Origin of the sequence: Pedobacter sp. AW31-3R, assembly GCF_052180285.1 — a bacterium.
In the GTDB taxonomy this organism is placed as follows: Bacteria; Bacteroidota; Bacteroidia; order Sphingobacteriales; family Sphingobacteriaceae; genus Pedobacter.
In genome coordinates, this window is record NZ_CP197475.1 from 825,919 (window position 1) to 841,008 (window position 15,090).

Here is a 15,090-nt window from a genome sequence, read left to right on the forward strand (position 1 = left end):
ACAAATCATTAACATTTCTATGCCTTAAAATCAAAAGAGTGTGATAAGGGATGGACTTAAAAAATGTTATCGACATAAAAAAGGAGTAGGGGATAAGCTTTCTGCTCCTTTTTTTTGTGTTTGATCTGACTTTAAAGCGATTTTTAAACTTTATTCTAATTTGTAGGGCATTGTGATAAGTGGTTTTAAAATTTTCCGATCCTAAAGGCATCTTTTTATTCCCATTGCTTCTGTTATAGTATTGAATTTTGAGATTTTCGTAAAATTGGTTGTGTAGGTATGTCTTTAAAAAATTATCTTTGAGAAAGATTATAATTTTAAGGTAATTGGCAAAATGGAAGGTCTGGTATATTGGCTGTTGTCAGGTTCTGAATTTTGTTTTTTCTTATTCGGGCTGGTTTTACTGGTAAAGCCTTCTGAGTTCCAATTCAGAAGAAGGCTATTGGGTGCATCTATGATTATCTTTGCATGGTACACATTTCTAGGCCAGATGATCTTGTCAAAGGTAATTGTGGATTACTTCTTCCTGTTAAAATCGGGGAGTCCTTTTTATTATCTGGTCCCTCCATTTATCTTTTTTTATGTACGCGATACCTACAATGGGGGGAAGGGTTTAAAGAAGTATGACTGGCTACACTTTTTACCGGCCATATTAACGTTTATTGATTTATTTCCTTATATTTTCCTGGGTGATCCTTCAGTTAAACAAATTGAAATAGCCGCATTTTTAAAAGATCCTTCAGCGCTCATAAAAATTGGTAACGGGTTATTTATACCTTCCATCATACATTATGATCTCACATCTATACATGGTATCGTATACATGTTTTTTACCTGGAAAATTATCATGCGTAACTGGGGCATGAAATTGTCACAGGACCATGGTGCAAAGTTCATTGCCTCATTTTTTACTTTTTTTTATTGTGGCCATGTTTTAATGGTTTTTGCCATGCGGAAAGCATCAAAATGGTACGAATTCTATAAGCTGGATACGCCGTACGATTATATATTCCTTATCCTCATCGTTGGGTTAATGGCACTGTGTTTATTTTTGTTGAGTCAGCCGACTATACTCAACCCACATATTACCACAGAACAACCAGTTCCAACACCTGCGAGTACCATTAGACCGGAATTAAGACCCGATTTATCCAAGGCTTTCCTGGATGAATTTCTTCCACGTCTTCAGGACTTAATGGACAATACACAAATATTCCGGCAACCGGGTGTTACGATAATCGATGTTGCACAGAAGCTGGGGGTAGCTCCACACCTGCTTTCTTCTGTCCTCAACAAACATTATAACCAGCGTTTCAGTGATTTTATCAACCAGCGCAGAATTGAGTATGTCATCCATATTATAAAATATGATCCCAACTGGAAACAGTACACCATTGAAGGGCTTTCCAGCCAAGCAGGATTTTCTTCCAGGGCTCCGTTTTATGCCGCTTTTAAAAAAATCACCGGCAAAACACCATCTGAGTATACCCATCACCTGGGGAAATAATGTTTTATATTTCTTGTCTTGAATTTGTAAAGCAGGACAAGCGGGATGGTAAAGGATACCTGTCATCGCTTAAATTTGGATATGAAATCCATATAGGTAATTCAGTCGGAACCCGAAAAATTGACTACATATGCATACCATTTTAAGAACGGACAATGATGAAGTTCCTGGTAATGTTGAACCAAGCTCTTATCCATGTAGCAGATGTGGTACGCTCACGAATTACCGTATTCCCAGAAGTGCATTAATGAAGGCAGTTTTGCCTTTTATACGGGTGAAAAGATACTGGTGCCCTAAATGTTTCCATGCCTTTTATGTGAAAAAAATATAAGCTTTCTCTATTGCCTGGTCGTGCCTATTTTGCTAAAACCGACTATTTGTGCATAAATTGCTTGCTTAATTCCTATCGTTGTTAATTTGGAATTGATCAATTCATGCATGTTCCAACGTTTAATCAATTAATATGACTAATTTTGGAAATGATTATTAAACACGAATTGACAAAGGAGCAGGAGAGCTTTATCAAGAAACATAAAATCTCTGACGATTTATTAATTGACGCACAGGGAGAAGAGATGTCAGCTGAATTTATACAACATATGTCTGATACAAATAAAGTTATTGCCTATAACACTTTGCCAGACAGTGAAAATGATGATCATAGCCTGAATTTCAAAACCATTGGTGGCCACTGTCCACAACGTGATCCTTCAAAGATAGCCCTTGCATTAAGGGAGAATAAACCCGGATATATTTATTTGGGTGGTTCTATTAAAGGAGGGCTAATTAAAGTAGGTTCTACAAGTGATTCAAAAGACAGGATCAAAAATTTAAACTTACATAAATCTAAGCTTGCTGGTTTTGAAGACTGGGAAATTTTGTATGAAGCAAGGACGGAGAACCTGGGTAAGCTGGAACGTATCCTCAACCAGAAACTAAGCGAATATAAGGCTACATACGAACCTGAGAAGATAGGTAAGGTCCAAAATGGAAGTGAATTATACCGTTGTGCCTATGCTAAAGTGAAAGACCTGATCAATACATTGGAAGAGGAAAATCAAATTTCGTTTACACAGGTGAATGAAAGGAAACATCTTCTTTCAGAATATCAGTTCAAAAACTTAAAGTCCAGGGCGACTACCAGGGTATAGATTAACTTTAGTATGGAGCTCCGACTCACAGTTTGAAGTGGCTTTATTCTAATTGAAATGGAGCCGCTGAGAATTGAATATTTGAAAAGGCTCCCGTAAGGGATTGCGATTAAAAACAACAAAAAAGAGGCTGGTCATGAGATTATGATGCAACCTCTTTTTTTATTTGTAAGCTTGGGGTAATGGGAATGACAGGGATCATGTGGGGCATTCTTATTTAGCAATCCATGCTTCAGGATTTTGGGGTACAGTACCCCTTCTGATCTGGAACTGTAACTGTGGCCTGCCTTCATCATTCGCAACTACACCGATAGCTTGTTTTGTTGTTACTGCATCTCCGGCACCTACGCTTACAGAGCTCAGGTTTTGGTAAACAGTATAATATCCGCCGTGTTTAATTAAGATAAAATATCTGCCGTATTGATTGTTGACAATGCTCACTGTACCATTGAATACAGCACGTACCATAGCGCCTGCACTTGTTTCAATATTTACTCCGTCATTGGTATAGGATGCCTGTCCTTCCATATGCCTGCCAAATCGCTCTGTAATGGAGCCACTGCTAACCGGCCATGGCAGCGAGCCACGGTTACTCTCAAAAGCAGATGATAATTTTGCTGATTTCGGCGTAGCGGTCAGGTAATTTGTGCTGGTGCTTGCAGTACTTTCTGTAGCGGCCTCCTTTTCTGCAGCAGCCAATGCCTTGGTATTACCTGTTTTTGCTGCTGCGGCTCTTGCTGCTTTTAGTTTCGCTGCTTTTACGGCTGCTATCCTTGCTGCTTCCGCTTTTGCTGCGGCAATTGCTTTCTGCTTCGCAATGGCAATATCACGTGCAATAGCAGCACGGATCTGTTGGTCTAATTGTGCCTGTTTCTTTTTTCGGGTAGCAATATCCTGTCGGTACTGTTTTTCCTGTTTACTGAATTTATTGAGGATAACAGATTGTTGCGATTTACTTTCTCCCAGCTTATTTTTCTCCTGTTCCTGCTCTTGTACGAGACTGGTTTTTTCTTTCAGGCTTTTATCCAGGATAACAATTTTGTATTTAAGGTCTTTCTGTTTACCGAGAATATAATCTGCCTGTTTTTTTCGGTATTCTCCAAATTGCTGTAAATATTTAATTCTTTTATAAGCCTGATTGAAACTGCTTGATGAAAATATAAACATCATTTTGTCATAAGAGTTTTTGTTCCGCTGTGCGAAGCGCATCATCCCTGCGTAAGAAGCCTTGAGTTCTCCCAGTTGGCCTTTGAGGTTTTGTACCGTATGGGTATTTTCAGTAATCTGGTTATCCAGGTTCTTCATCTCTGAATTGATGACGGTTATCTTATCCTGCATTAAGCCTATTTTGGTATTCAGGGCATTAATCTGGCTAATGGTCAGTCTCTTATTTCTTGCTGCCAGATTGGCATTTTTTTGCAGCAAATTAATTTCACGCTGTAAGGCTTGTTTCTTTTTTTTCAGTGCATAGCTGCTTTGAGAAAAGGCCGCAGATGCGTTCATGAACAAGAATAGGACTAGAAATAGTTTATATAACCTCATTTGGGCGCAAGTTACCAAAAATAATTTATCAACTTTTCTAGTTTTATACATCATTCTACTGTCTGTTGGCAGCCATTAAAAATGGCAATGCTAAATTATTCAGGATCAGCGCGCATCATTTACTTCTAGCCAATGTCCGTCAGGATCCTGAAAATAAATCTGTTTCACTCCGTCTATTCTTACCGTAGGTGCTTTTGCCGTACCTTCCCAATTCACATATTCAATTTTTTGCTGGTCAAGCCGGGTGATAAAATCTACAATAGAGGTAACACTAAAACACAGGTGTTCGTTTTTATTATATTTTATTCTTTGATGATGTGGACCCTGGATCAGATGCATTTGTCCTGCAGAACCTAACGTGAACCAGATGTGTTTACCATCTTTAAAAGGCTCATCTATTTTTACAAGTTGCAGCAGGGATTGGTAAAAGGCTCCACTTTTGTTGAGGTCATTTACATAAACAGCGATATGGTTAAGTTTTGCGCTTTCGCTGGTAATTGATGCCTGGGCCTGGGATTGCGAAAAAGAGAGGCATACCATACAGACTGTAAGCAGGGTTGAAATTGATTTCATCATATTTGGTTTAGACTAATAAATATACTGTCTTTTGTATGGATTCCGTACATCAGCAACAGCTTTGCTGAATCCGGATTTCAATACATTGGATGCATTTTTTCTAAAAAAGACTGGATGTGTAGATTTCAACTGGTGCACTATTATTCCATTTTAACCTGTTAATTGGGGTTTGTATACTCAATATGTGAATTATTCGCATGGACATTGCTAAAAATGTTGGTATGGTAATCGTTTAAATAGATGATCAATCTTTGTCTTTAATGCAATTGTTTCAAAATATTTTAAATTTTTATTTTGAATAAACGAAGATCTTCCCTAATTCTGTTAATTCTTTGGGTATTTCTGTTAAACTGAATTTGACATTTTAATTTATTAAATTTTATGTTTATATCATTTCGTTGATTTGAATAAAATGGACAGTTAATCTACTGTTTTGGTAGGGTATTTTTGTTTTTTGTGGTGTTAAGTATTTGTTGTACAGTATTTTGTGTAATTTTTATTATGTTATTTTTTATCTTGGTGGTTTGTAATATTTGCATTACATTTCTATTGAGCGGTAATATTTATCTCTTAAATGGGATACTGCGGCTATTTGAGGCCTTCAATCCAGAAGGGAAGTGCATACGACAAAGGCATTTTAACTTGAATTTTATTCTTATGCATGCATATTATTTCGCTGTTTTTGTTTTTTCAATAATTCTTGACATTCTAATAAAAAAATTACTGTTTTTATTGGAAATAGTGATTTATGGCCATGAATGCTAATTTTTTTTGATCCTATCAGGCTATATGTCGGTGGAATAATAATTCGTTTTATTCAATTATTTGGAATAATGTTCTGCTAAATTGTTTTATTAGTATTTTAAATACTGTGTAAATGTATTTTACCGAACATTAATGTTGTGTTGTAGGCTGTTGTGGAGGTATATTGCATGTTAATTATACTATTAACTACCTAATCAACAATCCATGAGGAAAATTTTACAAAGTATCTTTGTACTGTTTTTTGTTGCCTCTACTGTTTTGGCACAACAACGTACAATTACAGGCGTCATTACTGGGAGTGATGACGGAAAACCAGTTCCAGGGGTATCTATCCGGATACAAGGAAGTCAGGGGGGAACCCAATCTAATGCTAACGGCAGATTCTCTATTGTATTGCCTGCCGGTGCAACAGCAATTCAATTTTCTTCACTGGGATATGCCAGTCAGACTATTACTGTTGGGACACGTACTACGATAAATGTAGTATTGGATCCCGATGCACAAACGCTTAGTGATGTGGTTGTGGTGGCCTATGGTACGGTAAAGAAAGAAGCTTATACCGGTTCGGCAAGTGTGGTTAAGTCGGCAGTTCTTGCCGATAGGCCTGTAACATCATTTGATAAGGCATTACAAGGTGCTGTGTCAGGCGTAACCGTTTCCAGTGTATCTGGACAACCGGGTGCGGCATCTACCGTCCGTATCAGGGGCGTTGGTTCACTTGATGCAAGTAGCCAGCCACTTTATGTCATAGACGGTATAGCTATCAATAGTGGGGATTATTCCAATGTTGCGGAATCTTCAGATATCTTATCCACCATTAATCCTGCAGATATTGAGTCCCTAACTGTATTAAAGGATGCATCGGCTGCTGCCTTATACGGTTCAAGGGGTGCCAACGGGGTAATCGTGATCACCACTAAAAAAGGTAAAAACGGCGCAACCCAATTCACTGCCTCCGTAACCGGAGGGTATCAGGGTATCGCCGTTAAAAAACATGAGACACTTGGGGCATCAGATTATTTTAAACTTTACTTTGATTCATACTATAAGTCAAATATCGCAGCAGGACAAACACCAGCTGCTGCTGCTACCAGATCTAATGCTTCAACAATAGCCAGATTAGCAATTAATCCGTTTAATACAACTACTCCTTTTGGCATTGATGGTGTATTAAATCCTGGGGCATCATTGTACTATGACACCGATTGGAGAGACGAAGTGATTAACCGGGGTGTGACCAAAGACGTTAACGTATCTGCTCAAGGGGGAAATGAAAAAACCAAATTCTTCATCTCTGGTGGCTATTTCGATCAGAAGGGTATTGTACTTTCTTCAGATTTTAAACGGTATTCTACCAAGATTAATGTGTCTAACCAGGTAAACAACTGGTTGAACATGGGTATTAACACTACACTATCTTATACTGACCAGAATACTCCTGCAGGTGCTGGTGGTGGTGCTAACCCCGTTCGTTTTGGCGATTTGGTAGCTAATGTTCATCCTTTGTATCAATTGGATGCTACTGGGACACCAGTAAAAGATTTGGAAGGCAATTTGATTTATAACTACAAAAATCCAATTGCAAACGATTTCAATCCGGTTGGAATAGCCTCTAAGGATTTGTATAAAACGCAGACCGCGAGGGCTATAGTTAATCCTTACGTTGAAGTAAATTTACTTCAAAACCTTAAGTTCAAAAGTAATTTTGGAGTAGATTACCTCAACAACCGTGAGCAATTATATTATAATACGGAACATGGAAATGGATCCAACGTAAAGGGTCGCGGGGAAAGATATAGTGTGCAAACATTAAGTCTTACCATCACCAATACACTAAATTACACTAAGCGCTTTGGCTTACACAATTTGGATATATTAGCTGGTCAGGAAGCTTTTAAAGATCATTATGACTTTATTAATGCTGCGGCGACTACTTATCCATTTGACGGTGTGCCTGCATTGGGCAATGCCTCGTCTCCTGTTACTGCCGATTCCTATTACACGGACAGAAGACTGTCTTCGTTATTCTCGAGGGTAAATTATGACTTCAATAACAGGTATTACCTTACAGGATCACTGAGATATGACGGATCAAGTTTATTTGCTAAAACCCATCAGTATGGTACTTTTTATTCTGTTGGTGCGGCCTGGAGAATAACCCAGGAAGATTTCATGAAAGATCTGACTTGGTTAAATGAGTTAAAACTAAGAGCAAGTTATGGTACCTCTGGTAATGACTTGTTCAACAATCCTGTTAACCCACGCTATAGCAGATATGCCTCACAAGGACTTTATGGACTGGGTAATAATTACGAAGGCCTCCCTGGAATGAGCTACGCACAGTTACCAAATGTGGACTTAAAGTGGGAAGCGAATAAACAGTTGGATCTGGGATTGGAATTTTCACTTTTCAACAGCCGTGTAAATGCTGAGATCTCTTATTTTAGCAGAACTGGCGATGGAATTTTATATTTATTGCCGTTGTCAAGGACTACAGGTTTCCCATCAACCCAAACCAACCTTGCTTCGATGAACAATAGAGGCTTTGATATTGCCTTAAATGGAGATGCGGTTAAAAATGATAATTTCTCCTGGAATGTGAGCTGGAATATTACCACAACTAAGAATAAAATCAATAGCATCACCAATGACCGTGTAATTGATGGAACTAAAATCATCCGTACAGGGAGTGACAGGTACCAATTCTATTTAAGGGAGTATGCTGGGGTTGATCCTGCAGATGGTAAGCCAATGTGGTACATCGATGGAGCTGATGGCGTGAAAACTACCACCAAGACATGGAACAATGCCACCCGTTATGAGAATGGTTCGGCCTTACCGAAATTCACCGGAGGATTAACCAACAGGTTTGCTTATAAGCAGTTTGATCTGTCTGTTTTCTTATTCTATAGTTATGGCGGAAAAATATACGACAGTCTATATGCTGCCCTCATGCATGGAGGAGCTGTTAGTGGCCAGTCTTTATCGGTTGATGTGTACAATTCCTGGAAAAATCCGGGTGATATTACAAATACGCCAAGATTCGTGCCTACAAACCCAGATTTAGGACATAATCAATCCACCAGATTCCTTTTTGATGGTTCCTATATCCGTGTAAAAAATATATCTGTTGGGTATAACTTGAAGTCGGATTGGGCCAAAACAGTTGGATTATCCAATGCACGTTTATTTGTTAGTGCTGAGAATGCCTTCACTTTTGCAAAACACAAAGGAATGGATCCGGAAACTGCTATTACCGGTCTTAATGACAACGACGTGCCAAACGTGAAAAGTATCTCTCTTGGATTAAAAATCGGATTCTAATTTAGACAAACATGAAATTTATAAATCATAAAATAAAAATAGCACTCCTGGCAGCTTTAGTTTCTGCTACGGTGCTGAGTGGCTGCAAAAAGGACTTTTTGGATGTTACTCCTTCTAATGCAATTCCAAACACGGAAGCTTTTAATACCCCTGAAAAGTTGGTAGCAGCAATGACCGGTCTTTATGATCTGGTTACCTATTCTGGTTATGCCAATAATATCACTTTGAATATGGATGTGAAAGGCGAAGATGTATTGGTGAATTCTGTAAATAACTACAATCGTTTTATTGCGGGTTACCAATACATAGAAACTGTTAATAACAGCGAACTATCTGACCATTGGACTTATTCTTATAAGATTATAGCGAATTGCAATCAATTGCTTGAGAATATTGATGCAGCTCCTATTTCTGATGCTTTGAAATTGCAATATTCCTCAGAAGCCAGAGCATTGCGTGCTTTTGCACATTTTAATCTGATTAGGGAATTCGGTGCAAAGCCATATGTCGTAGATCCCGCTGCTTTAGGGGTACCTGTTGTGGAGAAATCTTTAGTACCAGCTGATGTTCCTCCAGCCCGAAATACGGTAGCAGAGGTTTACACGTCAATTCTGGCTGATCTTGTATATGCTGAGGCAAATTTTCCTGCTTCGGTAACGAATGTATACAGATTAAATAAACCTACTATCCAAGGATTACTGGCAAGAGTATACTTGACCATGGCCGATTATACCAATGCCAGTAAATTTGCTAAATTAGTTATTGCCAGCAAATCCTTATCTCCGGCATCAGATCTTCTCGCAGGATTTTCGACTCCTACAGCAGAATGGATTTGGGCATTGAATACACTTCCTTCTGATAATAATGGATTTTTGCAAGTACAATCATTCTATGATCCGTATGATCAGGGATATTCAAGTTTCCGTGTATCAGAAGAGTTTTTCGATACTTTCGCAGATGATGATATTCGGAAAAACCAATTTAGGGTACCTGATGAGCAAGGTGATCCACTGACTTCGGGTGAATACTACTTAGATAACAATGGGTATTTCATCAGTAAATTTATTTTCAGGGGCGCCTGGGATAACGATCAGCTCATGATGAGGACTTCAGAGATGGTACTGATTGAAGCTGAAGCTGAAGCCAGGTTAGGAAATGAAGTCGCTGCTAAAGCTGCATTATTATTGATCCAGCAACGTGCAATTCCAACGGCTGTGTTATCACTTCGTACAGGCAATGCACTTATTCAGGAGATCTTACTGGAAAGAAGAAAAGAATTGTTTGGGGAGGGACATCGGTATTACGATATCCTGAGGACAAAACAAACATTAGACAGGTCTGCGTCAGTAAGTCATTGGTCTAAGCTGGTAATTGCTTCCGGGGATAAACGTTTTGCTTTACCCATCCCACAAGCTGAGCTTGATGCGAACCCTAACATGGTTCAGAATCCTTTGTAAACAGCAAAATTATATAAAAGAATAAATAAGGGCCTGGTGTTTCATTTAGATTCACCAGGCTTTTTTTTGCAAATAGTTTATCATTGGCTTGATCCTAAGCCTGAAGGCTTAGCCGAGAGATAGAGACCTCTTCAAATCACCGTAAAAAAACGTTTATGTTTTGTTCCATCATACTTAAATATGCTTATTCAATAAATAAAACTTAAGCATTGTAATTGATTGAAAATAAATAGTTTGTTTTCTTTGTTGTTTTTAATCAAAAAAGTTATTTTTCATCAAATTTATGACTGTACCTGAACAAGATACGATCCGGGGTTAACTGATTTGGCAATCATTAATAATATGGGGTATGGGAACTGGCTTTGATCAATATGAAATGGGCATAAGCATGCAAACTAATCTTAATTACACGGAAGAGTTTAAGATAGCCTGCAAGATAAACAACGTGAAAGCTGAGGAACTCCTTCAGTTTTTTATTGATCACGTTTCTTTCTATACCTTCATCGGTGGGGAAATGGAATTGGTTTATCAATGGGCTACAAAAGTAGCTACAGATTGCACAACTACGTTTGACGGGATTATCAGCAAAATCAGTGATGTCGAAATTCAGGGGATTACCTTAAAATATATCAAAATCCTAACCAGCTTGAGCTTGAATGATCATCTTTCTAAGGGAAGTAAGGCAAAGCAAAGCGCCTTGTATATCAAGGCCTGGTCAGATGAGATGCTACCTTTAACCAATTATGAAACTACATTCGATACAGGGCCTCATTTACTGCAGATCAGCTTTGATTTTAATCTCCTTTGTCGTGTCCATGGACTCAGTTCAGGGGAATTATTGCAATGTTTTATCAATAATATTTCATTAGCGAGGGAAAGGGCTGCCCATTTATTTGATCATGCGATACCCAATCCTGCCATGGCTATCCTACTGCTTGTAGTGATCAATAATGCTGAAATGAGAAATAAGGTGATGCCCAACCAGGAAATTTATAGGAAATACATCCTGTTGCTGTTAAAACTTGACGAGCAACAATATCGCCAGCCGGATCTCTGGCAGCGGGTAGACTGCTATACGGAATTTTATCTCGACTGGTATAATACCCTGGTCGGCGTACCGGCTGTTCAAATATGAATCATTGTAGCCTTGGTCTCTTTTATATGAATATAATACATATGCCTCCATGGTGATGATAAAACCAATTAAAATATGGATTCAAAACAACAACCAAGGCTAAGATACACTGAAGACTTCAGGATCGCCTGTAAACTCAATGGTATAACCTGTGATGAATTGGTGCAGTATTTTATCAATAAGGCCTCCTTTTACGCCTTTAACGGTGGCGATATGGATACGGCAGGGATGATGGCCACCCAAATCATTGCGGAGTGCAGGGATGAGATCGGGAGTCATCTGGAGCCGCTCACCGATAGAAAGGTCAAACGGGTATTTCTGAAACATATCCAGTTGATCACTAAGCTGGCGGATAATCCACACCTGACCACGCTGGAAAAAATTCAGGAGAGTTTTTATTTAATGGAAGAATGGGCTTTGGAAATGTTACCCATGGTCAACTACGAAACCTCTATAATGGACGAAGATGGAAAAACATTGATCATTTCTTTTGACCTCAACCTCCTCTGTAGGGTAAACGGACTGGATATCATCACCCCTTTACAGTATCTGGTTGACAGGATCTCGTTAGCCGTTGACCGGGCTGTCAACCTTCTTGATGATGTGAATACTGAATCCAGTATGGCCATGCTGGAATTGCGCGTAACGGCAATAAAAAGGGCGGAACATGTTGTGCGTACCCCAGTCCATGAGAAATTTTCTGAAAAATTGAAAGATCTTGATGGCTGGCTTTCTGAAGTTGGTGATGTAGAGGTCCGTATAAAAGCTTACAGGGAACTTTACAGGGAATGGTATAATGAGTTGTTCAATGATATGAATTGAAGATTGTTGCAATGGTGAGGAAAGGGAGACCGTAAGGATAGGAGTAGCATGGGCATGCTACAGGTGATGCCCCTTTTTTTTCTTCGAAATGGAGACTCTTGGCTTCCTAATACTTTCCAATGGTTTTTCAGGAAGAAAATCTTTTGGAGAAAGACCAAAATGATCAGCAAAGATATTGATATGTTTCAGGTTGTACTTTGCCGGGTTTCCTCCATTTTCGACATTTCCTATAAAGGAAGCCTTAACTCCTATGATATAGGCAATATCTTCCTGTCGTAATTGTTTATCGGTCCTTAATTTTCTGACGAAATCAATTACATGTTGCTCTATGAGGTCAAGCTTTATTTTCCCTTCCATGTCAGCCTTAGTAATTTATTTTATGCAAATTTCATAACCACTAAAAAACAAATATATTTACATGTGAATTACATCTATGTATGTAATTAAATAATTATCTGTAAATCATCTGTAGATGAGCACTTAGCACTCAAGAATGTAAACATGGCTGGCTTTATTTTGTTTTGAAGAGGTGTTATTGGTAATCTCCTAGACAGTATAAACTGCTTCTATCCCAAGGGAATTTTCCCTGAAATGTAGTGTAATTCAGTTGTTGTTTACATATATATGTGTGATTAAGGCGTTTTATTTTGTATTTTGGGATTGAATTAGAAATGGAATAAGGAAAATACCCGACAGGGGGGATTCCTTACGGAGCATAATTAATTGATGTATTACCTGCGATATGCGGAAAAAATGGAATCAACTCAAGCGATAAACTTAAACTATACAGAAGAATTCAGGATTGCCTGTACCATCAATAACATAAGGTTTGAAATTGTCCTCCAGAATTTTATTGACCAGGTTTCCTTTTATGTATTTAGCGGGGGAGAAGCCGGGGCACTCTCTAAATGGGCTACTAAAGTTATGGCTGATTTTATCGTTAAGTTCAATTCAAAACCTTCTCCACATCTCCATACTGAGGTGCAGGCCATTTCCACACGGTATAAAAGGCAATTAAAATCCATTATAGACAATAAACAGATCTCTACCGAGTCTAAATTTTCCGCAGGCATGATGGTGATGGAAGACTGGTCGGCCGAAATCCCTCCTTCAGCCGATTATCCTGCCGAGGCCCTGTTGAACCAACATTTTGTGCTGAGCTTTCCATTTAATTTCAGGATCCTTTCTATGATGAATGGGACTGATACGGAACAGGTACTTCAATATTTTATCGACAATGTATCCCTCGCAGAAGACAGAGCCATGAATTTATATCAGGTAGAGGTAGTCAACCCAAGTACCTGTGTTTTGTTACTCATGCTCGTTAAGGATGAGAAAAGTAAGCGTAAGCCATTGCCGCAGGAACATATCTATGTGAAGTACGCTTTAAGATTGCTAGACCTTGATGAAGAGATGGAAAAGGAAACAGATGCGGAATACCGGCTGGTTATGTATAAAATTTTTTATGCGGAATGGTATAATGCTTTACGGGTGACCATAAATTAAGGCTGGCCTTTAGGGATTGATCAGCTTAAAAAACTTATTCACATCTTTTTCATTGCTGGAAGCATATTTTAATTTTTTATCCGGCCCATACAGGTAAAGTGCAGGGTATTGTTTTGGATGAAAAGCCATGATAAACACATGGTCACGGTCCTGAACCACTTTGGTGTTTTTCTTAGCCAATAAAGGTTTTCCAAAGTTTGAGGTGAAATAATCGATGGAACGGTATTCATCCTGGGATACCAGGTAAATATTGACTTTATCCAGCTCCTTTACTCTTTTACTCATTTGGGCAACTACCTTCTGGCAATGTCCGCAGGTCGCATCGAAAAATATAATCAACGACTGTTTTCCTGTAGGGATAGAATAGGTAGAGAAGGGCGTATTGTCCCGGTTATAAAATATGGCATTTGGCATCGCAGCACCAGGAATAGTTTCCGGAGCCTGTGCAGCTGCAGTTAAGGTAAACAGAAGAGCAGTGAAGCAAGTGAATAAATATTTCATATCAATTTATAAAAGGTAACGCTACAAAGATCGGCTTTTACCGAATAGTTGTGTCACTCCAATAACAGTTTGTCAATTAGTTGGACAGCTTCCTGATCATTTAGTTGCTGAATCCTAGTTCCACTTACCTGTTTCAATGGTTAATCGCCGGAATGGAAACAGGCCCTGCAACGCGGTTCATAACTTTCCTTTTCTCCAAGCATTATAGTGGCATCACCGGCAACTTTCCGGTAGGAATACGTGGCCGGACTACCACAGCGCATGCATACGGCATTCACTTTGGTCACCAATTCTGCTACTGCCATTAATGCAGGAACAGGGCCAAAAGGCTTTCCGGTAAAATCCATATCGAGGCCTGCGACAATAACCCTGATTCCTCTGTTGGCCAGTTCATTGCATACCTCCGGTAAACCTTCATCAAAAAATTGGGCTTCATCAATCCCTACTACCTGCGTATTTGCACTGAGCAGTAATATAGCGGCAGAATGATCTACGGGTGTGGAGGGGATCGAATTATAATTATGCGATACCACTGCAGTTTCATCATAACGGATATCAGTAGCCGGTTTAAATATTTCCACATTTAACCTGGCTATTTCTGCACGTTTTAATCTCCTGATCAGTTCTTCTGTTTTTCCGGAAAACATGGAGCCGCAAATCACTTCAATGCTGCCGCCGAATTCTCCTCTTCTATAATTCTGTTCGCTAAATAACATGGGGTTTTGGGGTATCTGACAAACAAATATCGAAATTCTGTTGTTAAATGCGGTGTATATTTGCAATAACGACTTAAAATTTGATAAA

Annotated in this window: 12 protein-coding genes; 7 read left to right on the top strand and 5 right to left on the bottom strand. The window is 38.9% G+C overall.

What is annotated here, in order from left to right; all coding sequences use genetic code 11:
• Positions 1-454 precede the first annotated feature (454 nt).
• On the top strand, positions 455-1,507 hold the full coding sequence (locus ACSBL2_RS03455) for a helix-turn-helix domain-containing protein (protein WP_442590279.1): 1,053 nt from the start codon (positions 455-457) through the stop codon (positions 1,505-1,507).
• 479 nt (positions 1,508-1,986) lie between these two features.
• Positions 1,987-2,658 carry a GIY-YIG nuclease family protein gene (locus ACSBL2_RS03460; RefSeq protein WP_442590280.1) on the top strand — a complete coding sequence of 224 codons (672 nt, stop codon included), beginning with the start codon at positions 1,987-1,989 and terminating at the stop codon, positions 2,656-2,658.
• 213 nt (positions 2,659-2,871) lie between these two features.
• Here the strand turns inward: ACSBL2_RS03460 and ACSBL2_RS03465 are convergent, their stop codons facing one another.
• Positions 2,872-4,161, bottom strand: a complete 1,290-nt coding sequence (locus ACSBL2_RS03465) for a murein hydrolase activator EnvC family protein (protein WP_442590281.1) — start codon at positions 4,159-4,161, stop codon at positions 2,872-2,874.
• Positions 4,162-4,305: 144 nt separating this feature from the next.
• Positions 4,306-4,776: a VOC family protein gene (locus ACSBL2_RS03470; protein WP_442590282.1), complete on the bottom strand. Its 471-nt coding sequence runs from the start codon at positions 4,774-4,776 to the stop codon at positions 4,306-4,308.
• Between the two features lie 969 nt (positions 4,777-5,745).
• On the opposite strand from ACSBL2_RS03470, the gene ACSBL2_RS03475 reads away from it, so the two are divergent.
• The 4 genes from ACSBL2_RS03475 (at position 5,746) to ACSBL2_RS03490 (ending at position 12,279) form a co-directional block, all read left to right on the top strand.
• The gene (locus tag ACSBL2_RS03475; protein WP_442590283.1) at positions 5,746-8,865 is read left to right on the top strand and encodes a SusC/RagA family TonB-linked outer membrane protein; all 3,120 of its coding nucleotides are present in this window, start codon (positions 5,746-5,748) and stop codon (positions 8,863-8,865) included.
• Positions 8,866-8,876: 11 nt separating this feature from the next.
• Complete coding sequence (locus ACSBL2_RS03480; RefSeq protein ID WP_442590284.1) at positions 8,877-10,322, top strand: RagB/SusD family nutrient uptake outer membrane protein; 1,446 nt, start codon at positions 8,877-8,879, stop codon at positions 10,320-10,322.
• A 388-nt stretch (positions 10,323-10,710) separates the two neighbouring features.
• A complete protein-coding gene (locus ACSBL2_RS03485) occupies positions 10,711-11,457 on the top strand; it encodes a hypothetical protein (RefSeq protein WP_442590285.1) in 747 nt (248 codons plus the stop codon).
• A gap of 75 nt (positions 11,458-11,532) precedes the next feature.
• Positions 11,533-12,279 carry a hypothetical protein gene (locus ACSBL2_RS03490; RefSeq protein ID WP_442590286.1) on the top strand — a complete coding sequence of 249 codons (747 nt, stop codon included), beginning with the start codon at positions 11,533-11,535 and terminating at the stop codon, positions 12,277-12,279.
• Between the two features lie 57 nt (positions 12,280-12,336).
• Here ACSBL2_RS03490 and ACSBL2_RS03495 read toward each other — a convergent pair whose 3' ends face one another.
• Positions 12,337-12,636, bottom strand: coding sequence for a helix-turn-helix domain-containing protein (locus tag ACSBL2_RS03495; protein WP_442590287.1), 300 nt, complete (start codon positions 12,634-12,636; stop codon positions 12,337-12,339).
• 396 nt (positions 12,637-13,032) lie between these two features.
• On the opposite strand from ACSBL2_RS03495, the gene ACSBL2_RS03500 reads away from it, so the two are divergent.
• Positions 13,033-13,785: a hypothetical protein gene (locus tag ACSBL2_RS03500; protein ID WP_442590288.1), complete on the top strand. Its 753-nt coding sequence runs from the start codon at positions 13,033-13,035 to the stop codon at positions 13,783-13,785.
• Positions 13,786-13,794: 9 nt separating this feature from the next.
• On the opposite strand, the gene ACSBL2_RS03505 is transcribed toward ACSBL2_RS03500, so the two are convergent.
• Positions 13,795-14,286, bottom strand: a complete 492-nt coding sequence (locus tag ACSBL2_RS03505; protein ID WP_442590289.1) for a TlpA family protein disulfide reductase — start codon at positions 14,284-14,286, stop codon at positions 13,795-13,797.
• A gap of 140 nt (positions 14,287-14,426) precedes the next feature.
• A complete protein-coding gene (locus tag ACSBL2_RS03510) occupies positions 14,427-15,002 on the bottom strand; it encodes a thymidine kinase (protein WP_442590290.1) in 576 nt (191 codons plus the stop codon).
• Between the last annotated feature and the right edge of the window lie 88 nt (positions 15,003-15,090).

Bases quoted from the DNA above. Each gene is read 5' to 3' on its own strand.
- ACSBL2_RS03455 (WP_442590279.1), top strand. From the start codon at position 455: ATGATTATCTTTGCATGGTACACATTTCTAGGCCAGATGATCTTGTCA.
- ACSBL2_RS03460 (WP_442590280.1), top strand. From the start codon at position 1,987: ATGATTATTAAACACGAATTGACAAAGGAGCAGGAGAGCTTTATCAAG.
- ACSBL2_RS03465 (WP_442590281.1), bottom strand. From the start codon at position 4,161: ATGAACGCATCTGCGGCCTTTTCTCAAAGCAGCTATGCACTGAAAAAA.
- ACSBL2_RS03470 (WP_442590282.1), bottom strand. From the start codon at position 4,776: ATGATGAAATCAATTTCAACCCTGCTTACAGTCTGTATGGTATGCCTC.
- ACSBL2_RS03475 (WP_442590283.1), top strand. From the start codon at position 5,746: ATGAGGAAAATTTTACAAAGTATCTTTGTACTGTTTTTTGTTGCCTCT.
- ACSBL2_RS03480 (WP_442590284.1), top strand. From the start codon at position 8,877: ATGAAATTTATAAATCATAAAATAAAAATAGCACTCCTGGCAGCTTTA.
- ACSBL2_RS03485 (WP_442590285.1), top strand. From the start codon at position 10,711: ATGCAAACTAATCTTAATTACACGGAAGAGTTTAAGATAGCCTGCAAG.
- ACSBL2_RS03490 (WP_442590286.1), top strand. From the start codon at position 11,533: ATGGATTCAAAACAACAACCAAGGCTAAGATACACTGAAGACTTCAGG.
- ACSBL2_RS03495 (WP_442590287.1), bottom strand. From the start codon at position 12,636: ATGGAAGGGAAAATAAAGCTTGACCTCATAGAGCAACATGTAATTGAT.
- ACSBL2_RS03500 (WP_442590288.1), top strand. From the start codon at position 13,033: ATGGAATCAACTCAAGCGATAAACTTAAACTATACAGAAGAATTCAGG.
- ACSBL2_RS03505 (WP_442590289.1), bottom strand. From the start codon at position 14,286: ATGAAATATTTATTCACTTGCTTCACTGCTCTTCTGTTTACCTTAACT.
- ACSBL2_RS03510 (WP_442590290.1), bottom strand. From the start codon at position 15,002: ATGTTATTTAGCGAACAGAATTATAGAAGAGGAGAATTCGGCGGCAGC.